This is a genomic window from Saccharothrix stipae, from assembly GCF_054781895.1.
The window spans coordinates 925,383-950,796 of sequence record NZ_BAAGTN010000017.1; the positions used below are offsets into that span (position 1 = coordinate 925,383).

At 70.9% G+C, this 25,414-nt stretch carries 29 protein-coding genes and 1 tRNA gene; 16 read left to right on the forward strand and 14 right to left on the reverse strand.

Annotated features, from left to right (window positions below):
• Window positions 1-10: 10 nt before the first annotated feature.
• On the forward strand, window positions 11-1,438 hold the full coding sequence (locus tag ACYVLT_RS32495; protein ID WP_461123953.1) for a gluconokinase: 1,428 nt from the start codon (window positions 11-13) through the stop codon (window positions 1,436-1,438).
• Here the strand turns inward: ACYVLT_RS32495 and ACYVLT_RS32500 are convergent.
• Window positions 1,421-2,596, reverse strand: coding sequence for an MFS transporter (locus ACYVLT_RS32500; RefSeq protein ID WP_461123954.1), 1,176 nt, complete (start codon window positions 2,594-2,596; stop codon window positions 1,421-1,423). The two genes, ACYVLT_RS32495 and ACYVLT_RS32500, sit on opposite strands and share 18 nt — an antisense overlap.
• Window positions 2,597-2,681: 85 nt before the next feature.
• On the opposite strand from ACYVLT_RS32500, the gene ACYVLT_RS32505 reads away from it, so the two are divergent.
• Window positions 2,682-3,140, forward strand: coding sequence for a Fur family transcriptional regulator (locus tag ACYVLT_RS32505; protein ID WP_461123955.1), 459 nt, complete (start codon window positions 2,682-2,684; stop codon window positions 3,138-3,140).
• The gene (locus ACYVLT_RS32510) at window positions 3,137-4,585 is read left to right on the forward strand and encodes a catalase (RefSeq protein WP_461123956.1); all 1,449 of its coding nucleotides are present in this window, start codon (window positions 3,137-3,139) and stop codon (window positions 4,583-4,585) included. The genes ACYVLT_RS32505 and ACYVLT_RS32510 overlap by 4 nt, the downstream gene beginning before the upstream one ends.
• 243 nt (window positions 4,586-4,828) lie before the next feature.
• On the opposite strand, the gene ACYVLT_RS32515 is transcribed toward ACYVLT_RS32510, so the two are convergent.
• Window positions 4,829-6,073: a methyltransferase domain-containing protein gene (locus tag ACYVLT_RS32515; RefSeq protein ID WP_461123957.1), complete on the reverse strand. Its 1,245-nt coding sequence runs from the start codon at window positions 6,071-6,073 to the stop codon at window positions 4,829-4,831.
• A gap of 321 nt (window positions 6,074-6,394) precedes the next feature.
• A complete protein-coding gene (locus ACYVLT_RS32520) occupies window positions 6,395-7,462 on the reverse strand; it encodes an alpha/beta hydrolase (protein WP_461123958.1) in 1,068 nt (355 codons plus the stop codon).
• Window positions 7,463-7,539: 77 nt separating this feature from the next.
• On the opposite strand from ACYVLT_RS32520, the gene ACYVLT_RS32525 reads away from it, so the two are divergent.
• From ACYVLT_RS32525 to ACYVLT_RS32535, 3 genes are all read left to right on the forward strand, one after another.
• Window positions 7,540-8,100, forward strand: coding sequence for an NADPH-dependent FMN reductase (locus ACYVLT_RS32525; RefSeq protein ID WP_461123959.1), 561 nt, complete (start codon window positions 7,540-7,542; stop codon window positions 8,098-8,100).
• 113 nt (window positions 8,101-8,213) lie between these two features.
• A complete protein-coding gene (locus ACYVLT_RS32530; protein WP_461123960.1) occupies window positions 8,214-8,636 on the forward strand; it encodes an organic hydroperoxide resistance protein in 423 nt (140 codons plus the stop codon).
• A 16-nt stretch (window positions 8,637-8,652) separates the two neighbouring features.
• Window positions 8,653-9,138, forward strand: a complete 486-nt coding sequence (locus ACYVLT_RS32535; RefSeq protein ID WP_461123961.1) for a Dps family protein — start codon at window positions 8,653-8,655, stop codon at window positions 9,136-9,138.
• A 192-nt stretch (window positions 9,139-9,330) separates the two neighbouring features.
• Here the strand turns inward: ACYVLT_RS32535 and ACYVLT_RS32540 are convergent, their stop codons facing one another.
• The 3 genes from ACYVLT_RS32540 to ACYVLT_RS32550 all read right to left on the reverse strand — a co-directional run bounded on the left by ACYVLT_RS32540 (window position 9,331) and on the right by ACYVLT_RS32550 (window position 12,242).
• Window positions 9,331-11,139: a prolyl oligopeptidase family serine peptidase gene (locus tag ACYVLT_RS32540; RefSeq protein WP_461123962.1), complete on the reverse strand. Its 1,809-nt coding sequence runs from the start codon at window positions 11,137-11,139 to the stop codon at window positions 9,331-9,333.
• Entirely contained in the window at window positions 11,136-11,924 is a 789-nt protein-coding gene (locus ACYVLT_RS32545; RefSeq protein ID WP_461123963.1) for a class I SAM-dependent methyltransferase, read from the reverse strand. Before ACYVLT_RS32545 ends, ACYVLT_RS32540 begins: the two co-directional genes overlap by 4 nt.
• Before the next feature lie 105 nt (window positions 11,925-12,029).
• Window positions 12,030-12,242: a hypothetical protein gene (locus ACYVLT_RS32550; protein ID WP_461123964.1), complete on the reverse strand. Its 213-nt coding sequence runs from the start codon at window positions 12,240-12,242 to the stop codon at window positions 12,030-12,032.
• A gap of 259 nt (window positions 12,243-12,501) precedes the next feature.
• Here ACYVLT_RS32550 and ACYVLT_RS32555 point away from each other — a divergent pair, with 259 nt between their 5' ends.
• The 3 genes from ACYVLT_RS32555 to ACYVLT_RS32565 all read left to right on the forward strand — a co-directional run bounded on the left by ACYVLT_RS32555 (window position 12,502) and on the right by ACYVLT_RS32565 (window position 14,526).
• On the forward strand, window positions 12,502-12,702 hold the full coding sequence (locus ACYVLT_RS32555; RefSeq protein ID WP_360454680.1) for a hypothetical protein: 201 nt from the start codon (window positions 12,502-12,504) through the stop codon (window positions 12,700-12,702).
• A gap of 92 nt (window positions 12,703-12,794) precedes the next feature.
• The gene (locus ACYVLT_RS32560; RefSeq protein WP_461123965.1) at window positions 12,795-13,556 is read left to right on the forward strand and encodes a class I SAM-dependent methyltransferase; all 762 of its coding nucleotides are present in this window, start codon (window positions 12,795-12,797) and stop codon (window positions 13,554-13,556) included.
• 610 nt (window positions 13,557-14,166) lie between these two features.
• A complete protein-coding gene (locus tag ACYVLT_RS32565) occupies window positions 14,167-14,526 on the forward strand; it encodes a helix-turn-helix domain-containing protein (protein ID WP_461123966.1) in 360 nt (119 codons plus the stop codon).
• An 81-nt stretch (window positions 14,527-14,607) separates the two neighbouring features.
• On the opposite strand, the gene ACYVLT_RS32570 is transcribed toward ACYVLT_RS32565, so the two are convergent.
• The 3 genes from ACYVLT_RS32570 to ACYVLT_RS32580 all read right to left on the reverse strand — a co-directional run bounded on the left by ACYVLT_RS32570 (window position 14,608) and on the right by ACYVLT_RS32580 (window position 16,252).
• Complete coding sequence (locus ACYVLT_RS32570; protein ID WP_461123967.1) at window positions 14,608-15,075, reverse strand: hypothetical protein; 468 nt, start codon at window positions 15,073-15,075, stop codon at window positions 14,608-14,610.
• A 128-nt stretch (window positions 15,076-15,203) separates the two neighbouring features.
• Window positions 15,204-15,277 (reverse strand) — tRNA-Pro (locus tag ACYVLT_RS32575).
• A 24-nt stretch (window positions 15,278-15,301) separates the two neighbouring features.
• On the reverse strand, window positions 15,302-16,252 hold the full coding sequence (locus ACYVLT_RS32580) for a metallophosphoesterase (RefSeq protein WP_461124169.1): 951 nt from the start codon (window positions 16,250-16,252) through the stop codon (window positions 15,302-15,304).
• A 73-nt stretch (window positions 16,253-16,325) separates the two neighbouring features.
• Between ACYVLT_RS32580 and ACYVLT_RS32585 the strand changes: the two genes are divergently transcribed.
• Entirely contained in the window at window positions 16,326-16,793 is a 468-nt protein-coding gene (locus ACYVLT_RS32585) for a GatB/YqeY domain-containing protein (protein WP_461123968.1), read from the forward strand.
• Between the two features lie 334 nt (window positions 16,794-17,127).
• Here the strand turns inward: ACYVLT_RS32585 and ACYVLT_RS32590 are convergent, their stop codons facing one another.
• Window positions 17,128-19,599 carry a penicillin-binding protein gene (locus ACYVLT_RS32590; RefSeq protein ID WP_461123969.1) on the reverse strand — a complete coding sequence of 824 codons (2,472 nt, stop codon included), beginning with the start codon at window positions 19,597-19,599 and terminating at the stop codon, window positions 17,128-17,130.
• A 258-nt stretch (window positions 19,600-19,857) separates the two neighbouring features.
• On the opposite strand from ACYVLT_RS32590, the gene ACYVLT_RS32595 reads away from it, so the two are divergent.
• Entirely contained in the window at window positions 19,858-20,148 is a 291-nt protein-coding gene (locus ACYVLT_RS32595; RefSeq protein ID WP_106616446.1) for a WhiB family transcriptional regulator, read from the forward strand.
• A 9-nt stretch (window positions 20,149-20,157) separates the two neighbouring features.
• On the opposite strand, the gene ACYVLT_RS32600 is transcribed toward ACYVLT_RS32595, so the two are convergent.
• The 4 genes from ACYVLT_RS32600 to ACYVLT_RS32615 form a co-directional block, all read right to left on the reverse strand.
• On the reverse strand, window positions 20,158-21,285 hold the full coding sequence (locus ACYVLT_RS32600) for an ArsA family ATPase (RefSeq protein WP_461123970.1): 1,128 nt from the start codon (window positions 21,283-21,285) through the stop codon (window positions 20,158-20,160).
• Window positions 21,282-22,274: an ArsA-related P-loop ATPase gene (locus ACYVLT_RS32605; RefSeq protein ID WP_461123971.1), complete on the reverse strand. Its 993-nt coding sequence runs from the start codon at window positions 22,272-22,274 to the stop codon at window positions 21,282-21,284. Before ACYVLT_RS32605 ends, ACYVLT_RS32600 begins: the two co-directional genes overlap by 4 nt.
• Before the next feature lie 96 nt (window positions 22,275-22,370).
• The gene (locus ACYVLT_RS32610; protein ID WP_461123972.1) at window positions 22,371-22,622 is read right to left on the reverse strand and encodes a hypothetical protein; all 252 of its coding nucleotides are present in this window, start codon (window positions 22,620-22,622) and stop codon (window positions 22,371-22,373) included.
• Window positions 22,623-22,653: 31 nt separating this feature from the next.
• Window positions 22,654-22,920, reverse strand: a complete 267-nt coding sequence (locus ACYVLT_RS32615; protein WP_461123973.1) for a hypothetical protein — start codon at window positions 22,918-22,920, stop codon at window positions 22,654-22,656.
• 95 nt (window positions 22,921-23,015) lie between these two features.
• Between ACYVLT_RS32615 and ACYVLT_RS32620 the strand changes: the two genes are divergently transcribed.
• The 5 genes from ACYVLT_RS32620 (at window position 23,016) to ACYVLT_RS32640 (ending at window position 25,353) form a co-directional block, all read left to right on the forward strand.
• Window positions 23,016-23,873 (forward strand): helix-turn-helix domain-containing protein, encoded by an 858-nt coding sequence (locus ACYVLT_RS32620; RefSeq protein WP_461123974.1) that lies wholly within the window; start codon window positions 23,016-23,018, stop codon window positions 23,871-23,873.
• Window positions 23,870-24,061, forward strand: coding sequence for a DUF397 domain-containing protein (locus ACYVLT_RS32625; protein ID WP_461123975.1), 192 nt, complete (start codon window positions 23,870-23,872; stop codon window positions 24,059-24,061). The genes ACYVLT_RS32620 and ACYVLT_RS32625 overlap by 4 nt, the downstream gene beginning before the upstream one ends.
• 77 nt (window positions 24,062-24,138) lie before the next feature.
• Window positions 24,139-24,294, forward strand: coding sequence for a hypothetical protein (locus tag ACYVLT_RS32630; protein WP_106616451.1), 156 nt, complete (start codon window positions 24,139-24,141; stop codon window positions 24,292-24,294).
• The gene (locus ACYVLT_RS32635) at window positions 24,291-24,749 is read left to right on the forward strand and encodes a RidA family protein (protein ID WP_461123976.1); all 459 of its coding nucleotides are present in this window, start codon (window positions 24,291-24,293) and stop codon (window positions 24,747-24,749) included. Before ACYVLT_RS32630 ends, ACYVLT_RS32635 begins: the two co-directional genes overlap by 4 nt.
• Window position 24,750: 1 nt before the next feature.
• A complete protein-coding gene (locus ACYVLT_RS32640; protein WP_360454722.1) occupies window positions 24,751-25,353 on the forward strand; it encodes a hypothetical protein in 603 nt (200 codons plus the stop codon).
• Window positions 25,354-25,414 lie beyond the last annotated feature (61 nt).

Here is a 25,414-nt window from a genome sequence, read left to right on the forward strand (position 1 = left end):
ATTTCACCCCATGGTGGACGTAGTGCTCGCGATCGACCTCGGTACGACGTCGACCAAGGTCATCGCGGTGGACCGGAACGCGGGCGTGGTGGCATCGGCGGAGCACGGCTACCCGATGCGCACCACGCCCTCCGGTGAGGCGACCCACGACCCCGTCGAGGTGTGGGACGCGGCGCTGCGGGCGTTGCGCGAGGTCGCGGCGCAGGGGCACGTGGTGCGGGCGCTGTCGTTGACCGGCGCGATGCACACCCTGGTGGGGTTGGACCCCTCGGGCACGCCCGTCACGCCGTCGTTGTCGTGGGCGGACAACCGCGCGGTGGAGCAGACGGCGCGGTTGCGCGGCACGGCCGAGGGCATCGCGCTGCACCGCGCCACCGGCACCCCGATCCACACCATGTCGCCGCTGGTGAAGCTGGCGTGGTTCAAGGAGCAGTCGTTCACGGCGGCGCGCTGGTGCGGCCTGAAGGACTTCGTGGCGCTCCAGCTGACCGGTGTGCCGGCGACCGAGCACTCCACGGCGTCCGCGACCGGCTTGATGGACCTCGAATCGCTGGACTGGCACCCCGACGCGCTGGACTTCGCCGGTGTCCGCGCCGACCAGCTGCCGCGGCTGTGCGCGCCGGTCGACTCGTTCCCGCTGACGCTGGACGTCCCCGGCCTGCCCGCCGGCACCCCGGTCGTGCTCGGCGGCGGTGACGGGCCGATGGCGAACCTCGGCGTCGGCGCCGTCCTGCCCGGTGTGGCGGCCGTGTCGCTCGGCACCAGCGGCGCGCTGCGCGTGGTCCGCGACCGACCCGCCGTGGACGAGCGGGGCCGGGTGTTCTGCTACGCCATCGCCGAAGGGCTGTGGGTGCTCGGCGGGGCCGTCAGCAACGGCGGCGTGGTCGCGCAGTGGGCGGCCGAGGCGTTCGGCGCCGACCTCGTGACCCTGCTGGACGAAGCCGCCGAGGTGCCCGTGGGCGCGGCCGGCGTCACCGCGTTGCCGTACCTGCTCGGCGAGCGCGCTCCGTGGTGGGACGCGGACGCGACGTCGGCGGTGATCGGCCTGCGGCGCGAGCACGGGCGCGCGGAGATCACCCGCGCGCTGGTCGAGGGCGTGTCGCAGCAGTTGGCGCTGGTGCTGGACGCGGTGCGGTCGGTGGCCGACGTGCACGCGGTCCGCGTGACCGGCGGCGCGTTCCGCAGCGACCTGTGGGCGACCGTGCTGGCGTCCGCGCTGGGCCTGCCGCTGGAACTGGCCGACGACAGCGAGGGCTCCGGCGTCGGCGCGGCCCTGGTCGCCTGGCGGGCCCTGGGCGAGATCGGGTCGCTGACCGTCGCCGCCGACCTGATCAAACCCGTGAAGACGATCCCGCCCGACCCCGACGCGGTCCGCCACTACGCCCGCGCCCGCCCCGGCATCGACCGCCTCTACCAGGCGCTACGCGACCTGGTGTGAAGCGCGGACGCGGCCGTCGAGCACCACCGTGCCCGCCGCGACCACGACCGCGCCGACGCCCGCCACCGCGAAGCCCCACCCAGGCGACGAGTGGTCGATCACGAAACCGGTGACCGGCGCGCCCACCGCGACGCCCAGCGTGAACGCCGAGCTCTGCAAGCCCATCGCCACGCCGCGCGCGGACACCGGCGCGTACTTCGTGATCAGCTCGCCGGTCGCGGTGATCGTGGGCGCGCACAGGAAGTTCGTCGGCACCAGCGCCAGCGCCAGCCACCACGGCGACCAGCCGAACAGGCCGATCGGCACGGCCAGCAACCCCATGCCGCCCATCAGCGCCCACAGCGGCGGCACGCGCGTCAGCCCGCCGTAGAGGAAACCGCCGGCCAGCGACGCCACGCACATCACCACGATCATCGCGCCGGTCCACCCGGTCAGCCCCAGCCCGCGCATCGACGCCACCACCGACACCTCGACGCCCGACAGCACGAACGTCGCGCCGCCCGCGCTGATCAGCACGCCCAGCAGCCTGCCGTCCAGCCACTCCCGCCTGGGCACCCGCGCGCCGCCGGCCTCGCCCTCGTGCCGCACCGGCGGGTTCACCGCGTACAGGATCGCGCCGATCAGGACCATGGCCGCGCCGATCGCCCACATCGCCGTCCGGCTCGATGCCTGCGTGGTGAGCGCCACGCCCAGCGCGGGCCCGGCCATGAACGAGACCTCCACGGCCATCGAGTCCATCGCCAGCGCCGTGCGCCTGCGGTCGTCCGGCACGAGCGCGGTCAGGATCTGGCGGCCGAGCGACATGACGGGCATCACGGTGATGCCGGTGGCGAAGCACGTGACGAGCAGCACCTCGTAGGACAGCAGCGGGGCGACGAACCAGAAGACGCCCTCGGTGACCACCGACAGGGCCAGCATGGCGCGCAGCCCGCGCCGGTCGACCAGGTGGCCCATCAGCGGCGAGCCCACCGCGATGCCGACCGTGCTGACCGCCCCGACCAGGCCCGCGGCGCCGTAACCCCGGTCCAGGGCGAGCAGGACGTGCATGGTGATCGTCATGCCCGCGGCCGTCGGGGGCACGCGCGCCAGCAGCATCAACAGCATGAAGCCGGGCACGCGCGGCGTTCGGAGGACGGCCAGGTAGTGAGAGACGTTCACGTGCCCATCTTCACGTGCGTCGGCAACAGGTTTAACCTGTCGTTTTCTTGACTGGTTCCAGAAAGCGTGGTGGAGTGGTAGAGCCATGACCCCAGAACCCCGTCAGCTGCTCAAGGACGCCGGACTGCGCATCACTGCACCCCGGCTCGCGGTCCTCGACTGGCTCGCCGCACACCCGCACGCCACGGCCGACGCGGTCGCCGAGGGCGTGCGGGCCAGGTTGGGCACCGTGTCGACACAGGCCGTCTACGACGTGCTGAAGGCGTGCGCGCGGACCGGGTTGTTGCGCCGGATCGAACCCGCCGGGCACCCGGCGCGGTACGAGACGCGGACCGGCGACAACCACCACCACCTCGTGTGCCGGGTCTGCGGCCGGACCGAGGACGTCGACTGCGTCCACGGCGCCGCGCCCTGCCTGGAACCCTCCGACACGGTCGGCTTCGCCGTGGACGAGGCGGAGGTCCTGTTCTGGGGTCTGTGCCCGGACTGCCTCCGGGCCCGGGCACTGACTGCCGCCCCCCACCAGAAGGAGCTACCAGCGTGACCGAAGCGCGTCACACCACCAACAACGCGGGCATCCCGGTCGCGAGCGACGACCACTCGCTGACCCTCGGCGCCAACGGCCCGATCCTGCTCCAGGACCACTACCTGATCGAGAAGAACGCCCAGTTCAACCGGGAGCGGGTGCCCGAGCGGGTCGTGCACGCCAAGGGTGGCGGTGCGTTCGGTCACTTCGAGACCACCGAGGACGTCAGCCGCTTCACCAAGGCGGCGCTGTTCCAGCCCGGCGTGAAGACCGAGACGCTGCTGCGGTTCTCCACCGTCGCCGGTGAGCTCGGCTCCCCCGACACGTGGCGCGACCCCCGCGGTTTCGCGCTGAAGTTCTACACCACGCAGGGCAACTACGACCTCGTCGGCAACAACACCCCGGTGTTCTTCCTGCGCGACCCGATCAAGTTCCCCGACTTCATCCGCTCGCAGAAGCGCCGCGCCGACACCGGCCGCCGCGACCACGACATGCAGTGGGACTTCTGGACCCTCCAGCCGCAGACGTCGCACCAGGTGACGTGGCTGATGGGCGACCGGGGCATCCCGAAGACCTGGCGGCACCAGAACGGCTACGGCTCGCACACCTACCTGTGGGAGAACGCCGCCGGCGAGAGGTTCTGGGTCAAGTACCACTTCAAGACCGACCAGGGCATCGAGAACCTGACCTCGGAGCAGGCCGCGAGGATCGCCGGCGAGGACGCCGACGCGCACCGCGCCGACCTGTGGCACGCCATCGAGCGCGGCGAGTTCCCGTCGTGGACGCTGCACGTCCAGGTCATGCCGTACGCGGACGCCGCGACGTACCGCTTCAACCCGTTCGACCTGACCAAGGTGTGGCCGCACGGCGACTACCCGTTGATCAAGGTCGGCAAGCTGGTCCTCGACCGCAACCCGGCGGACTACTTCGCCGAGATCGAGCAGGCCGCGTTCGAGCCGACGAACCTGGTGCCCGGCATCGGCACGTCGCCGGACAAGATGCTGATCGGCCGGATCTTCTCCTACCCGGACGCCCACCGGTACCGGATCGGCGCGAACTACAACGAGCTGCCGGTGAACCGGCCGAAGTCGCCGGTGAACTCGTACTCCAAGGACGGCGCGATGCGGTTCGGCAACGCCGTCGACCCGGTGTACGCGCCCAACTCCTACGGCGGCCCGCACGCTTCCGCCGAGGCGTCCGGCGAGGTGGCGTCGGCGTACGGCGTCGAGGACGCGGTCACCCGTTCGGCGTACAAGCTGCACGCGGAGGACGACGACTTCGGCCAGGCCGGCACCCTGATCCGCGAGGTCATGGACGAGGGCCAGCGGGAGCGCCTCGTGCAGACCGTCATCGCGCACGCCTCGAACGGCGTGTCCGAGCCCGTGCTGGAGCGCGTGTTCGAGTACTGGCGCAACATCGACAAGCAGACCGGCGACAAGATCGCCGCCGCCTTCGGCAAGTGATCGTCCCCAAGACTGTGCACCCCTGATAGTGCACACCCCGACAGGGCCGCCCGACTGAACCCGGGCGGCCCTGTCCCTTTCCCACCCGCACAACCGGAGCGGGCAGCTCCACACGCGCCGCTCCACCCGTACCGCTCCGCATGTACCGCCGCCCGCACGCGTTACCCGAACCCCGCGCGCACACGACAAGCCGAACCGGACGCACCGGCCGTGCGGGGTGGGCGCGTGCGGGGTGGGCGGGGGCTACCGGCGCGGCGTCAGTTCCACCACCTCCGGGTGCGTCCCCGACAGGCTCACCGACCGCCGCCGGACGACGTCCAGGCCCTCCCGTGCCGCGGCGGCGATGTGCTCGTCGGCGTCGGGCAGGAGCAGCAGCGCGCGGCCGTCGGGGCGGAGCACGCGGCGGAGTTCGTGCCAGAGCCGGCTCGGGTCGCGGGCCAGGGTGCCGGTCGGTGGGACTTGGCGGGACCACGGTGGGTTGGTGACGACCAGGTCGATCGTGTCGTCGGCCAAGGGTAGGTGGGCGGCGTCCGCGGTGGCCCAGGTGATCGGAAGGGGGTCGGTGGTGGGATAGCGGATGGCATCGGGGTGGTGGGCGGTCGGGGGTGGTTTCGGCGCTCCGCTGGTTTTCAACCGAGGTGTGGTAACAGTGTTTCCGTACATTTTCCGGCGATGTTCACCCAATCGTGTGGCGGTAGGAATGGCTCGGGCCATGGCGGCGCGATCGGCGTTGATCAGGGCCGACGCTAGTGCCGCGCGGTCACGGTCGCCGGCCACGATGTGCAGGTTGTGGATAACCGGCGCAACGGGCCAGGCCACCAGCGCCGCCTCGATCGGAATCGTCCCCGTCCCGCAGAACGGGTCCAGCACCGTCGAACCCGGACGCACCCCGGCCAGCATCGCCGCGGCCAGCGGCGGGTGCAGGCTGCCCGGCCGCGACGCCACCCGGTAGCCCCGGCGGTGCAGGGGCCGGTCCGCGACGCGCAGCGCCAGCAACGCCCGGTCGTCAACGATGGTCACCCGCCACGACGAACCACCCGCCGCCGGCACGCGGCCCGCCCGCCGGCTCCGGTACACACCCCCCGACACCGAGGCCAGCGGCACGCCCACCGCGTCCTCCACGTCGTAACGGCTGTAGTTGCGGCGACCCAGGAACGACGCCGAAACGTCCACCCCCGCCCCCACGACCCCACCGCCGCAGCGTTCCCGAACACCCAGCAGCGAAGACACCGGAACGTCCCCGGCCGCCTCGGCCAACCGACGGAGACCGGCCTTCGCACGGCCAACCCCGGCGACCTCGGCGGCCACCAGGAACACGTCGTCGGCGGTGCGGAGGGCGAGCACGCCCGGACCCGGGTCGGCGCACCGGAAACACACCTCGCGGTGGCCGATCCGCTCGACCCGACCCAGTCCCCGGCGACGGACCTCCGCCGCCACCACGCCCTCGACACCCCGCACCGTCCGCGCCACCAGGCGCACGGCCGTCACGTCGTGACGACGGCGCCAGGACGCGGCAGAACCCCGGCGCGCACGGGCGCCGGTCCACGAGAGATCACTTGATCCGCTCCCACGTCGCGACCCGGAGCGGCGTGATCACCGCCCCGCATCGCCGGCGAGGGGAAAGTCCGCGCAACCCGCCGGCGGGCGCGTCAGACGAGGAAGAAGAACGTCTTCACGAACCCGATCCTAACGAGCCGCGCACCACCGGGTCGCCGCAATTCCGAGTCGACGCCCACGAACCGATCTCCCGGCCCTCCTGCCACGCAAACGGCGGAGCGGGGCCGGTCGCCCCACGCGACCGGCCCGTCGTCACGCGGTCTCGGGGATGTCCTGCCTGGTGTTGGCCAGCGCCAACCCGGTGCGCAGCGACCCCACCGCCTCCGCCACCGCCTCCCGGAACACGCCGCCCACGCCGAGGATGTTCGCGTACCCGTGGAACAGCCCCTCGTACCGCCGCAGCACCACCGGCACGCCCTGCCGCGCCAACTTCTCCGCGAACGCCTCACCCTCGTCCCGCAACGGGTCGAACCCGGCCGTCGCCAGGTACGTCGGCGGCAACCCGCTCAAGTCCTCCGCCAGCAGCACGGACAACCGCGGGTCGGTGTGCGTGTCGCGTGACGGCGCGTAGTGGTCGAGGAACCAGTCCATCTTCTGGTCGGTGAGGAAGAACCCGTTGCCGAACAGCTCCCGCGACCGCCGCCGCACCGACGCGTCCACCGCCGGGTAGAACAGCAGCAGGAACACCGGCTTCACCTCACCGGCGTGCAACGCGGTCACCGCCGCCAGGTTGCCGCCCGCGCTGTCACCGCCCAACGCGATCCGACGCGGGTCGATCCGCAGCTCCTCGGCGTGCGCCACCGCGTACTCGAACGCGGCCCGCGCGTCGTCCGTCGCGGCCGGGAACGGGTGCTCCGGCGCCAGCCGGTAGTCCGCCGACAGCACCCGCACCCCGCCCTCGACGGCCAGGAACCGGCACAGGTTGTCGTGGCTGTCCAGGTCGCCGCTGACCCACCCGCCACCGTGGTAGAAGACCAGCAACGGCGAGCCGGCGGCCAGCCCGGTCGGCTCGTAGAACCGCGCGCCGACGCCGTCCAGCGACAGCGAGCGCACCGCCACACCGCCGATGACCGGACCGCAGACCAGCGCGTTGCTGCGGCTGAGCGCCTTGCGGTTGGCGGTGGGTGTGGTCGTCTGCCAGTCCTCGCCGCTGAGTTGCTGCAACTTCAGCAGGAGCTGGGCTTCCGGGTGGAGCCGCTGTCCGTCCAACGTGATGGGAGGGCCGGCGATCAGCCTGCGCAGCGACGTGGGCAGGCCGAACACGAAGCGGAGGGCACCGGCCAGGACACCGGGAGGGAGCGACTCGGCGAGCTTCGACATGAGACGCACGTTACTAGTCGGTAGGGGTTCGGGCGAGCGTTGGACCTCCAGTTAGGTGCAGGTGGCAGGATCGACACATGACGGTCACCGTGGTGGGCATCGGCGGATCCCTCCGCCCCAACTCGCAGTCCGAGCGCGCGATGAGGATCGCCCTGGAGGGCGCGGTGGACGCCGGCGCGAAGGTCGTCGAGGTGTCCGGACCCGACCTGGTGCTGCCGTTCTACGACCCGGCCATCCCGGACCGCACCGACAACGCCCGGCGGCTCGTGGAGGCGCTGCGCGTCGCCGACGGCGTGGTGCTGGTCTCACCGGGCTACCACGGCACGGTGTCCGGCCTGGTCAAGAACGCCTTGGACTACATCGAGGACCTGCGCGGCGACGGGCGCCCCTACCTGGACGGCCGGGCGGTCGGCTGCGTGGCGACCGCCCAGGGCTGGCAGGCGTCGGTGACCACGCTCACCGCGTTGCGCTCGATCGTGCACGCGCTGCGCGGCTGGCCCACGCCGCTGGGCGCGGCGGTGAACTCGCGCGAGGTCGAGTTCGACCTCGAAGGCGGCTGCTCGGTGCCCTCGGTGGCCGACCAACTGCGCACGATCGGGCGACAGGTGGCCGAGTTCGCCGTGTCGAGGGCGGGCTGAGCGGGTAGGTGTTGGAGGGGCGTGAGCTGCCACACGACCGGGTGTGGTTCGGCTTCGGCCGGGTGTTGGGCTGATCGACGGGCCCACCACCAGCTCAAGGGAGAGCGTTCACCATGCAGGTGCTCTACACCGCGCAAGCCATCGCTGTCGGGGACGGACGCAACGGGGAGGTCCGCTCCTCCGACGGGGTGATCGACGAACAGCTCGCCACGCCCAAGGAGCTGGGCGGTCCCGGCGGGGACAAGACCAACCCCGAGCAGCTGTTCGCGGCCGGGTACGCGGCGTGCTTCCACAGCGCGCTGAAGGTCGCCGCCCGGCAGGCCAAGGTCCAGCTCGGTGAGACGACGGTGACCGCGAAGGTCGACCTCGGCCCGAACGGCAGCGGCGGCTTCCAGCTGGCCGTGGAGCTGGTGACGCACATCCCGGGCGTCGAGCAGGCCGTGGCCGACCGGCTGGCCGACGCGGCGCACCAGATCTGCCCCTACTCCAACGCAACGCGAGGCAACATCGAGGTGGCTCTCACGACCACCGTTTAGAGGAGGCGTCAGACCCATGAGCAAGTCTCAGAAGTCTCCGATCACCAGCTCGCTGTCCGACGCCGACCGGGCGTCGGTCGCGGGGGTGCTGCAGGCCACGCTGGTCGACCTGGTCGACCTGTCGCTGGTGGCCAAGCAGGCGCACTGGAACGTGGTCGGCAAGAACTTCCGCAGCGTCCACCTCCAGCTCGACGAGCTGGTGACGACGGCGCGGACGTACACCGACGAGGTCGCCGAACGGGCCGCCGCGCTGGGCATCTCGCCGGACGGCAAGGCCAAGACCGTGGCCGAGGGCTCGGGCGTGCCGGAGTTCCCCGGCGGGTGGTTGAAGGAGGAGCAGGTCGTCACCGCGGTCGTCACCGCGCTGGCCGAGCTGATCGGGCGGCTGCGCAGCCGGATCGACGAGACCGACAAGTCCGACCTCGTCACCCAGGACCTGCTGATCGAGATCACGAAGAACTTCGAGCAGGCCCACTGGATGTGGCAGGCCCAGCAGGCCTGACCAGCGGCTCGACGGGCCTGGCACGAGCGGCTCGGCGGGCCTGACCAGGCCTCGCGGGGGCCACCGGACCACCGGTGGCCCCCGAAATCGTCAGACCTCGTCGGTAACCTGAAAGCAGGGGACCCCCTGGCGGGGACGCCTGCGCAGCTCCGCCGTCGGCCGTGGCCCTAGGGCACGCGCCGCACGGCGGCCCTAGAGCACGCGTTGCACGAAAGCGACCTCCGCCGCCGTCTGCCGGATCGTCTCGGCGACCACCAGCGAACCGTGCCCGGCGTCGTACCGGTACACCTCGTAAGCCGCACCGCGCGCGGCCAGGCGGTCCAGGTAGTTGTCGATCTGGCGGATCGGGCAGCGCGGGTCGTTCTCACCCGCCAGCACCAGCACGGGCGCGCGCACCTCGTCCACGTAGGTCAGCGGCGAGCACTCGCGGTACCGGTCGGGCAGCTCCTCCGGTGACCCGCCGAACAACGCCCGGTCGAACGCCCGCAGCGGCTCCATCTCGTCCTCGTACGCGGCCAGGTAGTCCGCCACCGGCACGCCCGCGACACCGGCCGCCCACCGCTGCGGCTGCGTGCCCAGCGCCAGCAGCGACAGGTACCCGCCCCACGACGCGCCGTTGACCACGCACTTCGCCGGGTCGGCGAACCCCGACTCGACGGCCCAGTCGTGCACCGCCGCCACGTCCTCCAGCTCGGTCAACCCCGGCCGGCCCTCGATCGCGTCCCGCCACTTCGACCCGTACCCGGTCGAACCGCGGTAGTTCACGTGCACCACGGCGAACCCGGCGTCCAGCCACACCGCCCGGTAGGCGGAGAACCGGTCCTCGTCCGCCGAGTGCGGTCCGCCGTGCAGGTGGAACACCGTCGGCAGCGGACCGTCCGGCGCGCCGGCGGGACGCGCCACCAGGGCGTGCACGTCCCCCACGAACACATCGGTCAGGTCCACCGACTCCGGCGCCTTGTGACCGGCCGGCTCCAGCAGCACGCGCTCGTCACCGTCCACGTCGAGCACCCGCACCACCCCGGGCCGCGCGGCCGACGACCACGAGTACTCCACCGCGCCGTCCGGCCGCACGTGCGCGCTGCCGACCGTCCCGTGCGGAGTGTCCAAAGCGTGCAGGGCACCGGTCTCCAAGTCGTAGCGGTGCAGCGTGTTGCGCGCCTGGAACGTGTGCACGACCAGCAGCGACCGCGCGTCCGGGTACCAGTCGGCGCTGATCTCGCCGGGCAGGTCGACCACGACCTCGGTCTCGGTGTCCGCGGCGACGTCCCAGATCAGCAGCTCGTCCTTGCCGCGCCGCTCGTGCCCGACCAGCAGCCGGTTGTCACCGCGCACCGGGCTGAACGCGATCGCGTCCAACCCCTTGCCCGGCCCGTCCCACTTCTCGGTGACCTTCTCACCCGTCGGGGTCACCACGCGCAGCGCCGCGTGCCGGTTGTCGCCGTGCTCCGAGTGCGACAGCACCACCAGCGTCTCGTCCTTGGACAACGCCGACACGCCGCCGTCGTTCTCGTGCGCGTAGATCACCTCGGCCGGGCCGCCACCGCGCGCGACGTACACCGCGGTGCCGTCGTCGGTGGACGTGCCGACCGCGACGACCTCGTGCCCGATCTCCAACCCGGCCGGGTACCCGGCGGGCACGCCGTCCACGGCGGCGCCCGGCGCACCGCCCGGCTTGAACGGCTCGCTGACCCACGTGCCGAACTCGTCGCCGTCGGTGTCGGCGAACCACCAGATCGTCTCGCCGTCCGGGCTCAGCGCGCCGTGCGACGTGCCGTTCGGGCGGTCGGTGACCTTGCGGTGGGTGTCGGTGGCGCGGTCCCAGGAGTAGATCTCCCACACGCCGCTTGAGTTCGACAGGTACAGGCTGCGGTCCGGGGCGTCGTCGGCCCACCCGGGCAGGCTCACGCGCGGTGCCGTGAAGCGGGCCCGCCAGCGGGCTTCGGCCTCGGCGTCGGTGAACAGCGGGTCGGGCACTTCGGCGGTCGGGTGCGTCTTCACCCACCCGATCCTGCCGGCTTCCGCGCGGTGACCAGGTAGTAGTCCACCAGACCGAGCTCGGCGGCGCGCAACCAGTTGCGGTCCCACCGGTCCCGGTGCGGTCCCAGTTCGAGCCACCGGTCCAGGCCGCGCCACACGTGCTCGCCGATGCTGCGCGCGGTGACGTCGGCGAACCCGGCTTCGCGCAGGTCGCGCAGCACGTCGTCGACCGGGTGGGCGCGGTCGAGGCCGGAGGCGAACGTCCGCAGCAGCTCGGCGAGCCGGGGACCGGCGCCCTCGGCCCTGGCGAAGAACGTGGTGACGGCGATCCGGCCGCCCGGGGCGAGCACGCGGGCGCTGTCTCGCGCGAACCCCTGGACGTCCTCGAAGTGCTGGGCGGCCTCTACCGACAGCAGCGCGTCGAACGAGGCGTCGGGGAACGGGAGGTCGTCGGACGAGCCCTGGACGAACGCCACCCGCGGGTCGTCGTTGGCCTCCGCCGCCCGCGCGACCTGCTCCGGCACCAGGTCCACGCCGCGGACCAGGGCGGGATCGCGGCGCAGGACGCTCCGCGCGCCCAGCCCGCGCCCGGAGCCGACTTCCAGCACGCGGTCCCCGGCCCGCACCGCGAGGGCGTCCAGGACGACCTCGTACAGCGCTTCCTGGGTGGCGACGCGCTGCTCGACGGTGACCTCGCCGGCCAGGTCCACGTCACGCCAGTAGCCGAAGTTGATGAAGCCGCCCGCGAACACCGGTAACGCGGCCAGGTCACCCGTGCCGTACACGCGGCGGAGTTTGTCTCCCACACCCGCGATGATGCCAACGCCGTTCACGTTGCGTGAGACGTTCACCGCGACGGACGCCACGCACGGTCACCTGATCGTGGGTGGCGCGACCGGTCGTGACGGGGGCTAGCGGTCGAGTTCCTCGTCCAGGATCCGGTCCAGCTTGTGCGACGCGCGGACCATGGCGCGGCCGGCCAGGGCGATCACCGCGACCACCGCGCCGACGAGCACGGCGGCGGTGGGGGAGAGGACAACCGCCAGGAGACCGGCCAAGCCGAGGCCGACCTGGGTCCACGCGACGACGGGGATCCAGCGGGCGGTGGAGGTGGTGGTGGTCATGCGGCTTCTCCCTGCTGGCGGTGGTGGGCGTCGGGCCGGACGCGTTGACTCGTCGTCGTACGAGCACCGCCGCTTGTTACGCATAGTGACTTGAATCGTCAACATTCACCTGATCGGGTTAACGGAACGTGACGGACCTTCGCCTGGATGGCTCGATCTCGAATTAAGCAACAGCGAGGAGTGATTCGTAACGTCCTCGTTGGTCCGAACGAATCACGAGGTAGACGGTGGTGACGGTGGCACAGGGGAGGTCTGACCGATGATCGAGAACACGGTTCGGCAGGGCGTTCGCGTCGGGTGCGTGGACGCCCTGGGTCGTCGGCGGACGCTGGAGGTGTCGCTCACCGAGGAGGGCAACGTCTGCATCCACACCCCGCCCGGCGAGTCCGCGAAGCTCGACTGGAACGAGGTCGGCGAACTCCTCCGGCGCCTCGCGGAGCTGCGACCGCACGTGAAGTGACGTCCGATCGGCGTGCCCGGGAGGCCGAGCGGACCTCCCGGGCCGCCGCTTAACCGCTGGCCGATCGGCGCGACCCCCGCTCCAATGGGCGCATGATCGACCACACGGAACTCAACCGCCGCCACTGGGAGGAAAGCGCCGCCGCCGCGCACGGACCGCTGGCCCGCGAACACTGGGCGCGGACCGAGCCGTGCTGGGGGCTGTGGGGCACCCCCGAGTCGGAGGTCTCCGTCCTGCCGCCGGACCTGGCCGGGATGGACGTGATCGAGCTCGGCTGCGGCACCGCGTACGTGTCCGCCTGGCTCGCCCGGCTCGGCGCCCGCCCCGTCGGCATCGACATCTCCGAACGCCAACTCGCCACCGCCCGCGAGATGCAGGCCGAGTTCGGCTTGGACTTCCCGCTGCTGCGGGGCGACGCCGAACGGGTGCCGCGCGAGGACGGCTCGTTCGACCTGGCGATCAGCGAGTACGGCGCGTCCCTGTGGTGCGACCCGTACCGCTGGATCCCCGAGGCCGCCCGCCTGCTCCGGCCCGGCGGCCACCTCGTCTTCCTGCACCGGTCGCCGCTGTTCGCCCTGTGCACCCGCCCCGGCGACACGGCGTCCACGTCCTTGCAGCGCCCGCAGTTCGGGCTGGGCCGCGTCGACCACGGCACGTCCGCCGAGTTCACCCTGCCGCACGGCGAGATGCTCAGGCTGCTGCGCGACACCGGCTTCACCGTGGACGACCTGGTGGAGATCCAGGCGCCCGACCCGGCGAACCGCGAGTACCCCGAGGTGTCGTCCGCGTGGGCGCGGCAGTGGCCCAGCGAGGAGATCTGGCGGGCGCGACTGACATCTCCGCAGGTGAGGTAGCCGGAGTCCCTCGGACGAGTAAATCTATGATCGCTGGAGTAGACATTCGCACGCCGTCGTGTGTAGTGTTCTCGTTGTACGAGAGAGAACGTCCGATCGGCACGGGAGATGACGAACTACCCGTGATGCGTGGGCAGTCGGCGTGTGCGGTACCGGGAGCGCAAGCGATTTATGCAGGACGGCAATGCGCACCCGGAGCCGACAGACCCGCGCGAGCAGTGGCAAGGAGGTCAGGCGCGTCGGAGCCGATCAGTGGAAGGGGTTCCAGCGCGGTGGCCGGACGGTCGGCGAGGTGAGCCGGAGCAAGCGAGAAGTCCGGTGCCGTCCGTCGAGTGGGTGACAGGCAAGTCGGTAACCAGAGAAGAAGGGACGGGTTGCACACCATCGGACAGCCCGCCGGGAGCTGAAGTCGAGCCGGGCGGGTACCGCAGTCCAGCACGATTGGAAGGTGGTCTCCGGTTACGAAAACGCGATCCTCGCAGTCTCCGCAGCTGTTCGGCGGATGACGCGGATACGGTAAGCCGGCCTCAGGGCCGGATGGTGGGAACCCAAAACCCCGGGGCCCCGGTGCCGACAACGGCACCGGGGCCCCTCGTGGCGCGGAGGTGCGATGACCCCAGAAACGAACGAGCCGCGACCAGCGGCGGACAACTTGGACGACGACCACTACCCCGCCTACACGATGGGCAGAGCCGCGGAGATGCTCGGCACCACGCCGGGATTCCTGCGCAGCCTGGACGAGGCGAAGCTGATCGAGCCGGAGCGCTCGTCAGGCGGCCACCGCCGCTACTCCCGGTACCAACTCCGGTTGGCCTCCCGGGTCAGGGAACTGGTCGACCAGGGCATGGGCCTCGACGCCGCGTGCCGCATCGTCACCCTGGAGGACCAACTCCAGGAAGCCAGGAACCTCAACAAGCAGAACGCACCGCCCGAGCCGGACCAGCCGTACCCGCCGCTGCGAGGCGTGTGACCGGGTCGGGGACGTCGACCCGACACCGGAGAAGAGGAGCGCGCGTCACGGTCTCACCAACCGTGACGCGCCAACCCATGACTACGGGCAGCTCAGCGTGTCCAGCGGCGGCCGCTTCGGCGAGGTGAAGCCGTAGCCGACGGTGGACGACTGCCAGCTGATGGCCTGGTAGCTGGTCTTCGACATGGTGAACCTGACCGTCGCGTAACCGGCGGGCCCCCAGTCGGCGGCGTAGGCGCTGTCACCGACACCGGTGAAGTCACGCCGGGTGTTCCAGTTGACGTAGAACGACACCGCGACGTTGTTCGGGCGCTTCGCCCGCACCTTCAGCGTGATCGTGTCGGGCGTCTGGGCGACGCGGCAGGCGCTGAACGTCGGCGTGTTGCGGTTCGTGGCGTAGTCGGACGGGATGGCCGTCCAACCGGTGGCCTGGACGCCGTACCCGGCCGCCGAGACCTGCGGCGCCGCGGAGGCGCCGGTCGGGACGACCGCTAACGCGGCGAGCGCTGCGACCAGCACCCCGGTGAAGGACGAAACGGACCTGCGCACTTGGGTGCACCTCTCACTCGGAAAAGGGATTCGGCTGCCGATCGCCCATGCGCTCCCGTGCAGCCCACTGACGGATCAGGCCCCGTCCACAACTACCGTGAACGGGGCCTGACCTGCACTAACCTTTGTCGGGGTGACAGGATTTGAACCTGCGACCTCTTCGTCCCGAACGAAGCGCGCTACCAAACTGCGCCACACCCCGGCTTGGGATCGAACGAGGAGAACTCTACCTGACGTTCCCGCCCACTCCGAACCGGGTATCCCTTTCCGCGCCGGACACGTCCTGACCTGCGTCGACGGGACGCGGAACCAAGGTCAGCAGGCTCGCCTCCGGCGGGCAGGCGAAGCGGACCGGCGCGTACGGCGACGTGCCGAGGCCGGCCGAGACGTTCAACCACATGTGCGAACCCCAGCGCGACACACCGCGGGCGCGCGAGCGGTCCAGGTCGCAGTTCGTCACGATCGCGCCGTAACCCGGGATGCGCAGCTGGCCGCCGTGCGTGTGGCCCGCCAGCACCAGGTCGTAGCCCTCGGCGGCGAACGGGTCCAGCACGCGCGGCTCCGGGGAGTGGGTCACGCCCAGGCGCAGCGGCACGTCCGGGACCGGGCCGCTGATCTCGTCGAACCGGTCGCGCTTGAGGTGCGGGTCGTCCAGGCCCGCGGCGAAGACCTCCAGGCCGTTCACCTCGAACCGGCGGCGCGCGTGGGTCAGGTCCAGCCAGCCGCGCTCGACCATCGCCGCACGCAGGTCCTGCCACGGCAGCGGGATGCCGTGGATCCGCTTCTTCTTCGCCGACGGCATCAGGTAGCGGGCCGGGTTCTTCGGGCGCGGCGCGTAGTAGTCGTTGCTGCCGAACACGAACACACCCGGACGGCTCAGCAGCGGACCGAGCGCGCGGACCACCGCGGGCACGGCCTGCTGGTGCGCCAGGTTGTCCCCGGTGTTCACCACCAGGTCGGGCTCCAGCTCGTCCAGCGCGGCGACCCACCGCTGCTTGGACTTCTGCCCCGGCATCATGTGCAGGTCCGACAGGTGCAGCACGCGCAGCGGCGACGAACCGGGCGCGAGCACCGGCACCGTCGCCTCGCGCAACGTCCACCGCCTCCGCTCGATGCCCGCCGCGTAGGCGAGCGTGGCGGTGCCCAGGGCGGTCGTGGCAAGCAGCGTTCGGCCCAGCGTGTTCACATGGTCGAGGGTAGGGGGTTGACCGATTCGGGGCGGAACGGGCCGCCCGGTACCGTTCCGGCTCATGGCGGAGTTGAAGGCGCGGTTGCAGGCGGACCTGACGGCGGCGATCAAGGGCCGGGAGACGGTCCGGGCGGGCGCGCTGCGGATGACGCTGGCCGCCCTGACCACCGAAGAGGTCTCCGGCAAGAGCGCTCGTGAGCTGAGCGACGACGAGGTGCTCAAGGTCATCACCCGTGAGGTGAAGAAGCGCAAGGAAGCCGCGGAGGCCTTCGCCGGCGCCGGTCGGACCGAGCAGGCGGAGTTGGAGCAGGCCGAGTCCCAGGTGCTGGAGGCCTACCTGCCCGCGCAGCTGTCGGACGACGAGCTGGCGACCCTGGTCGACGCCGCCGTCGCCCAGGTGGCCGAGCAGCTCGGCGAGCAGCCGGGCCAGCGGCAGATGGGCCAGGTCATGAAGGCCGTCAACGCCCAGGTCGCGGGCCGTGCGGAAGGTGGCCGCGTCGCCGCTGCGGTGAAGGCCAAGTTGGCTTAGGGTTCTGCGCGGACTGTGCAAGACGCGGGCACCGGGGCACCGGTACGGGGCAACGTTGGAGACGACGGGGCGGGGCAGGTACACGATCGGGTGATCATCGCCCGAAAATGTACGGAAACACGGTTACCGCACCTCGGTTGAAAACCAGCGGAGCGCCGAAACCACCCCCCGACCGCCCAGACCACCCGCCCCACCCCGACTCGACCGCCCGACCGGGACGACCCGACCAGGCGCTTGGTCCGGCCGCCGACGTGAACGTCCAACGGCTGTGGCCGTCCGGGCCGTCAGCAGGCCCGCCACCGGGATGCCGGGTGGGGCGCGGCAGGGCCGGGGGTCAGCGGCGCGGGGGGTCGGTGGGGATGGTGATCTGGGGTGGGTCGAAGGGGCGGCCCGGCTCGCCCGGCTGGCCGGGTTGGCCTTGGCCCGGGTTGGGGGACTCGGTGGTGGGTGGCGGCTCGCTCGGCTGCGGTGGTGGGACGTAGCCCGTGGAGACCATCAGGGTGACCACGGTGCCCTTGAGGGCGCTGCCGCGGGGGGTTTGGCTGACCACCTGGCCCTTGGGCTGCTCGGAGTTGCGGTTCTGCGCCGAGACCTTGTAGCCCGCCTGTTCGAGGATCCGGGTGGCGTCGTTGACGTTGCGGCCCACGACGTCCGGCACGCGGATCTCGCTGCCGCCCTTGAGGTAGCGCTCCTCGACCGGCGGCATGCCGCGGACCGGTAGGCCGTCGTGGATCTTCGTCATCGTGTCGAACCACGTCCGCGCGGGCACCGTGCCGCCGTAGATGTCCCCCTTGCCGCACAAGCGAGGCGGCCCGCCGTTGACGCAGATGCCGCGCGGCTCGACACCGTCGTTGAACGTCTGCACGGCACCGGCGAAGTCGGGGGTCGCGCCGATGAACGCGGCCGACTTGTAGTCCTCGGTGGTCCCCGTCTTCCCCATCATCGGCCGCGTCCACTTGAACTGGCGCGCCGCCGCGGCCGCGGTGCCGCTGCCCTGGTCGTCCTTCGACATCCCGACCGCCAGCCCGTTCGCCAACGGCTCGGCCACGACCTGCTCGCACGGCGCCTCGTTGACCGGCACGGCGGCGCCGTTGCGGTCGAGGATCTGGCCGATCGGGGACGGCGGGCACCACACGCCGCCGCTCATGATCGTCGCCGCCACGTTCGCCAGCTCCAACGTGCTCACCGGCGCCGGGCTCAACGTGAAGGAAGCGTTGCCACCGTTGGACTTGTAGAACTCCGTCTGCGAGACCCGCAGCTCCCGGTTCTTCGCCTTCGGGTCCGGCCGCACGCCCGCGATGTTCGTCGCCATCGTCTCCCGCATCCCCAGCCGGGACGCCATGTCCACCACCGGGTCCATGCCCAACTGCTCTTCCAGGATCACGAACCCGGTGTTCGGCGAGGTCTGCAACGCCGTCTGCAACGACATCTGCGGCGGGTAGTTCGACGACGCGTTCCCGAGGCAGTACCACCGGGTGCTCGGCTCACCCGTCGGCGGGCACTTGTCCCCACCGCCCTTGAACACCCGCGACACGTGCGAATTCGGCGTGGCGATCGTGTTCTCGATGCCCATGCCCTTCTCCAACGCCGCCGCCGCGGTGAAAACCTTGTAGACCGACCCGGCGCCGAACTTGTTCTCCACCCCGGACGGCAGGTCGAACTGGGTCTGGAACTGGTCGGCCTTCAACCCGTAATCCCGGTTCGCCACCAACGCCACGACCTCGTGCCGCTCCTTGCCCGGCCGCACGACCGCCATCGCGTTCGCGATCCCGTCGGTCGACTTCCCGACCTGCGCCTCGGCCGCGAGCTTGGCGTGACCGGTGATCGTGCGGTCCAAAGTGGTCCGAACCGTGTAACCGCCGGTCTTCAGCTGTTCCAGGCTGAAACCGTTGCGCTGCAAGTAGTTCAGCACGTACGAGCAGAAGAACCCGTGCTCCGGCCCGGCACCGACGCACCCGTTGGGCGGCGTCCGCACCGGCACCGCCAACCCCAGCGGTTCGATCTTCGCGGCTTCGGCGGCGTCACGCGACAACTTGTCGTTCTCGACCATCTTGTCGATCACCTGGTTGCGCCGCTCCAACGCCTTCTCCGGGAACACCTCCGGGTTCAGCGCGGACGGGCTGTTGACCATGCCCGCCAACATCGCCGACTGCGCCACGGTCAACTTGTCCGCGGTGGTGTTGAAGTACGCCTGGGCCGCCGCCGCGATCCCGTAGATCGTCGAACCGAACGGCACCACGTTCAGGTACCCGGCGAGGATTTCCTCCTTGCCCAGCTTCTGCTCCAGCTGCAAGGAGATGCGCCATTCACGGGCCTTGCGCGCGACCGTCTGCTCCTGCGCCTTCTGCTGCTCCACCTGGTTGTTGCGCGCGACCACGTGCACGAGGTAGTTCTTCACGTATTGCTGCGTGAGCGTGGAAGCACCCTGCGTGACCGAACCGCTGAACTGGTTGGTCAACCCGGCCCGGATCGTGCCCCGCCAGTCCACGCCCTGGTGCTCGTAGAACCGGCGGTCCTCGATGGACACGAGGGCGGCCTTCATCGTGGGCGAGATCTGCTCGGGCGGGACGAGCACGCGGTACTGGTCGTACAGGTACGCGATCGGCGCGCCGTCCTTGTCCGTGATCGTGGAGATCAACGGCGGGTCGGTGGCGACCAGGTCGGCGGAGATGCTGTCGACGGTGTCGCTGGCTCTGTTGGACACCATCCCCAACGAGCCCACGACAGGGAACAACATGCCTGCCAGCAGCACCCCCGCCAGCAGACACAGGCCGAGCAGTTTCAGCACGCCGTTCCTGGCTCGCATGCAGGTCAGCGTACGCGGCACCTGAAGAGGTGATCCGTATCGCGCACAGTTGATTACCCAGGATGAGTACTCGTACTCAAGACAGGTAACAGGTGGGCAACCCAGGGTTGGAGGTGGAACCGGAAGGCTCTACAGTCCGTCACTGTCCAAGACAGCAGCCGAAGGCACGACCACTCGATGGTGAGCCTACGGCATCCGCGGCAGGGGTGTGGCGGATTTGGGAAGTCTGGACACTGTGTGAACTGAGGTGGGGGAGATATGCAGCAGGGGGATTGGCGGATCAAGGCCTCGTGCCGTGATGAGGAGCCGGACCAGCTCTTCGTCCGAGGTGCGGAGCAGCGCAAGGCCAAGGTGGTGTGCCTGGGTTGCCCGGTGCGCACCGAGTGCCTTGCCGAGGCCCTGGACAACCGGATCGAGTTCGGTGTGTGGGGTGGAATGACGGAGCGTGAACGGCGGGCGTTGCTGCGGCGACGCCCGGATGTCACCTCCTGGCACGAGCTCCTGGACACGGCACGTCAGGAGCACCACGAGGAGTCCAAGGTCGGTTAGCAGGGCCCCTTACTCGCCCGCCAACCGCCGACCGATCTCGTGCAGGCCCTCCAGGTCGTGCACGTCGGTAGGCAGCGCGGGTACCCCGATCAGCGGAACACCGGGGTGCGCACGGGTGAACCGCGCGAGCAGTCGCTTCTCCCGATCGGCGACCGCCACGCGATCCGCGTGCACCCGCAACACCGCGGCGGCCAGCGGAGCGTCCCCAGTGCGCTCCAGCCGGTCCGCCGCCGCCAACGCACCGGGTGCGGGCAAGGGGGCCAGCACCGGGTGCGTCCGGTTCGCGACCAGGCCGGTCAACGGCATCCGTTCCGCGCTCAACCGCTCCACGAAGTAGCTGGCCTCGCGCAACGCGTCCGGTTCGGCCGCCGCGACCACCAGGAAACCGGTTCCGGGTGATCGCAGCAGTTCGTAGGTCGCCTGGGCGCGTTGCCGGAAGCCACCGAACATGCTGTCGAACGCCTGCACGAACGTCGAGGCGTCCTGCAGGAGTTGGCCGCCGACGATGGTGGACACGGCTTTGGTGAACAGGCCGAAGCCCGCGCCCACGATCTTGCGGATGCCGCGCCCGCCCGCACGGGCGGGCGCCGACAGCATCCGGATCAGCTTGCCGTCCAGCACCGTCGACAGCCGCTGCGGCGCGTCCAGGAAGTCCAGCGCCGAACGGCTCGGCGGCGTGTCCACGACGATCAGGTCCCACTCGTCGCGCTCGACCAGCTGGCCGAGCTTCTCCATAGCCATGTACTCCTGCGTGCCGGAGAACGACGTGGAGATCGTCTGGTAGAACGGGTTCGCCAGGATCTGCTCGGCCCGCTCACGACCGGCGTGCTGCCACACCATGTCGTCGAACGTGCGGCGCATGTCCAGCATCATCGCGTGCAGCTCGCCCTTGTGGTCGTCGTCCAGACCGTCCACGACGACCCGCCGCGGCTGGTTGTCCAGCTCGCCCAGGCCCAGCGACTGGGCCAGCCTGCGCGCCGGGTCGATGGTCAGCACGACCGCCCGCCTGCCGCGTTCGGCGGCCCGCACGGCCAGCGCCGCCGCCGTGGTCGTCTTGCCGACGCCACCGGACCCGCAGCACACCAGGACCCGGGTCTCCGGGTCGTCCAGCAACGCGTCCACGTCCAGCCGGTTCACCGCACACCCCGCCCGACCAGCACCTCGGCCAGCTCGTAGAGCGCGGCCACGTCCACCCCGTCGGTCAGCTCCGGCAGCTCCACCGTCGGCAGGTCCGACTCGGCCAGCCGCTCCTTCGCCCGCTCCTCCATGCGCACCCGCAGCGCGTGCTCCACGGTCTGGTCGACCAGGCCGTCCAGCACCTCGGCGTCCACCTCCAGGCCCGCCGCCGCCAGCCCGGTGCGGACCCGCCCGACGTCGACCCGGCCCTCGGCCGCCGACGCCACCGACCGCGCGGGCAGCCGAGGCTGGCTGACCCGGTTCACGAACACCGCGCCCGGCCTGAGGTCCGCGGCGTCCAGGTCGGCCACCGCGTCCAACGTCTCGCGCACCGGCATCTCCTCCAGCAACGCCACCAGGTGCACCGCCGTGTCACCGGAGTGCAGCAGGTTCACCACGCCGTCGCTCTGGCCCTTGATCGGCCCGACCTTGGCGAGGTCGGCCATGGCCCTGGTGACGTCCAGGAACCGGACCACCCGCCCGGTCGGCGGCGCGTCGAGCACCACGGCGTCGTACTCGTGCCGCCCGGTCTTGCCCACGCGGCGCACGCACTCCTTGACCTTGCCCGTGAGCAGCACGTCCCGCAGGCCCGGCGCCAGGGTGGTGGCGAACTCGATCGCGCCCATCTTCTTCAACGTCCGGCCGGCGAAGCCGAGGTTGTAGAACATGTCGAGGTACTCCAGCAGCGCCGCCTCGGGGTCCACGGCGAGCGCACGCACCTCGCCGCTACCGGGCGCGGACGCGATCCGCTCCTCGGAGTACGGCAGCGGCGGCCGGTCGAACAGCTGCGCGATGCCCTGCCGGTTCTCCACCTCCACCAGCAGCACGCGCCGTCCACCGGTGGCCAGCGCCAGCGCGAGCGCCGCGGCGACCGTGGTCTTGCCGGTCCCGCCCTTGCCCGTCACCACGTGCAGCCGCGCGCGGGTGAGTTCGTCGGTCCAGCCGTTCACCAGATCAGCCTATGCGCGCTGCCCTGAGAACCGCTGGCTACGCCGCCTGGCACGCCGCCCGCCGCGGCCGGTCCGACCGAGGTCCATCCGGTCACGTCAGTCCATCATCGTGACGAACACCACCGCGATGGCGGTCGCCGCGACCACGCCCCACGCCACGACCGACGGCAGCACGTACGCGATGAGCACCGCGACGACCGCGACGATCACCGCCCCGATCAGCAACGCCCGCATCACGTCGGCCCGCCTGGCGCCCTTGCGATCCCGCGCCTGCGCCATCCCGACGAGGATCATCACCAGCCCGCCCAGCAGGAACGCGCTGGTGGCGACGATCCGCCACGTTTCCACGTGATCAAGCTAGCGCCGCGTGATCGCCCAGTCACGTCACGCTTTGACGCTCGTGCACCACCTCCCTCTCCACCCACACCAGGCGCGCCCGCGCCGTCTTGTCGATCGCGAAGTACCAGAGCGCCCGCTCCGCGCTCGTGGTCGAGATCCGCAGACCCGGCCCGCCCCCCGGTCCGGTCACCTCCGCCGAGCCGTCCCCGAAGTCCAGGCCCCACGCCGCGACCCACCCGTCCTCGGCGTCCTCCTGGACGATCGCGAACAGCCTCGGCGCTTCCGCGATCACTTCCATGTCATCCATGGTTTGAGAGTACAGTTTGATTTGTTCAAGTCGGTGAAATCGAACGAGTGAAGTTCGGGCGACCGATCGTTACCGAGAGTGGTTAGGGTGATCGAATGGCTATCGGCTCGACGCGCGGCAAGCGCCGTCTCGGACGTCACATCCGTCCCATCCTGGAGAGGTCCGGCCTCAAGGTGGACGAGGTCGTCAAGGTCTCCAGGGTGTCCCGGCCGACGATCGTCCGGATGCTGTCCGGCGACGCCCTGGCGCGCTGGCCGACGCTGTCGATGGTCCTCGACGTCATCGGGGCCACCCCGGAGGAGAAGACGCGGGCGCTGCAGCTCTGGGAGATCGCCGACGTCGACCCGTCCGCGATCGAGCACGCCCGCGACCTGCCCGCCGACTACAAGCGGTTCCGGATGGACGAGTTGGAGGCCGTGCGGGAGCGATCCCTGGACCCGGCGCTGATCGCGGGGATGTTGCAGACCGCCGGGTACGCCGAGGCGGTGGCGCGGTCCGCGCACCGGCGGATCGCCGGCGACAGCTGGGACGAGCACGCCGCCGCCGAGCGGTCGCAGCGGCAGGAGCTGCTGTCGGGTGAGCAGCCGCTGGAGCTCCACGCGCTGGTCGACGAAGCGGCGCTGCGGCGGCTCGTCGGTGGCGTCGAGGTGATGCGGGACCAGCTCGACCACCTCGTCGCCATGGCGGAGCTGCCGAACATCACGATCCAGGTACTGCCGTACGTGGTGGGTGCTTACGGCGCCCAGGTCGGTGGCTTGAGCCTGCTGGAGTTCCCCGAGTCGGACGAGCCGCTCACGGCCTATGTGGAGGCACTGACCGGTCTCGTATCGGTGGAAGATGAGGAGGCCGGGGTGTTGTCGGACGTGTGGGACGACGCTGCCCGGCTGGCGCTCACGGCGGAGGACTCCGTGGGCCTCATCAGAGCGGTACGGGACACGCTAGGAGACTCGTGATCAACGCGACGTGGCGGAAGAGCAGCCACAGCACGTCCGACGCCCAGTGCGTCGAGTTGGCGGTGACGGAGAGTGTCGCCGGTGTACGGGATACAAAAAACCGGGATGGGGGAACGTTGGTGTTCCCCGCCGCGGCGTTTTCCGCGTTCTTGGCCGACGTCAAGCGTGGTGCGGACAGGATTCTGTAGATTGTATACAGGATCCTGACACGAATGGGGGTACTCGACCGGGTGTCCCTGTCCGGCACCCCGCTAGGCTGCCGCTCATGCAGAAGTGGGAGTACGCGACCGTCCCGCTGTTGATCCACGCCACCAAGGCGATCCTGGACCAGTGGGGTGACGACGGTTGGGAGCTGGTCACCGTGCTGCCGAACCCGAGCGGTGAGCAGCACGTCGCCTACCTGAAGCGGCCCAAGGCATGAGCTGGACGGCCCGCCTGGCCGAGCTTGGCGTCGAGCTGCCCGAGGTCGCGGCCCCGGTCGCGGCCTACGTGCCCGCCGTGCGCACCGGGCAGCTGGTCTTCACGTCCGGGCAGCTGCCGTTCGTCAAGGGCTCGCTCGCGGCCACCGGCAAGGTCGGCGGCGACGTCAGCCCGGAGGAGGCCAAGGCCCACGCCCGCACTTGCGCGCTGAACGCGTTGGCCGCCGTGGACGCGCTGGTCGGCCTGGACAAGGTCGTGCGCGTCGTCAAGCTGACCGGTTTCGTCGCCTCCGCGGACGGCTTCACCGGCCAGCCCGCCGTGATCAACGGCGCGTCGGACCTGCTCGGCGAGGTGTTCGGCGAGGCCGGGCAGCACGCGCGGGCCGCGGTCGGCGTGGCCGAGCTGCCGCTGGGCGCGCCCGTCGAGGTGGATCTGATCGTCGAGATCGGGGAGTGAGATGTCGGACACGTGCCACGAGCTGTTGCTGAGGCTGGCCGGGCGGATGCCGGACGACCTCCTCTGGAGGTTCCGCGACTGGGCCGCCACGGACGCCATCGCGGTGCTCGCCCGGGCCCTGCCGCGCACGTTGCTGCACGACCGGATCGGGTTGACGGACTACGAGCAGCGGCTGCTGGCGGACGCCCTCGTGCCGCACGGGGCCGACCGGTCCACGATCAGTTCGGTCAAAGGGCTGGACGAACTGCCCGAATCCGGCTACACCTTCTCCCCGGAATCACCCGATCGGGTGTCGATGGGTGATTCCGCGACCGTGGTGCTCGGAGCGACCTTGCGGGGACGCCTCGGGGTCGGCGAAGTCCGGTCCTCGTGGCGGCTGGGCGGGGGCGAACCCAGGAGGCTGATCCTGGTCACCGCCACGACCGGCGAAGCCCGGTTGACCGGTGAACTCCAACGGGTGCTGCGGGCGCTCGGCGAGCACGACCCGTGCGTTGAGGTCCTGCCCGCCGGACTGGACCTGCCGCCCTACCACAGGGCGGCGTTGGCGGCATCGGAGCTGGTGTGCGCCGGCGCCGACGCCGACGGGCACTTGGTGCCCGTATAGAGCTCGGCGCTCCCGCGCGAGCCGGAAGGAGAACAGGCGTGACGAACGACGGAGTGGGACT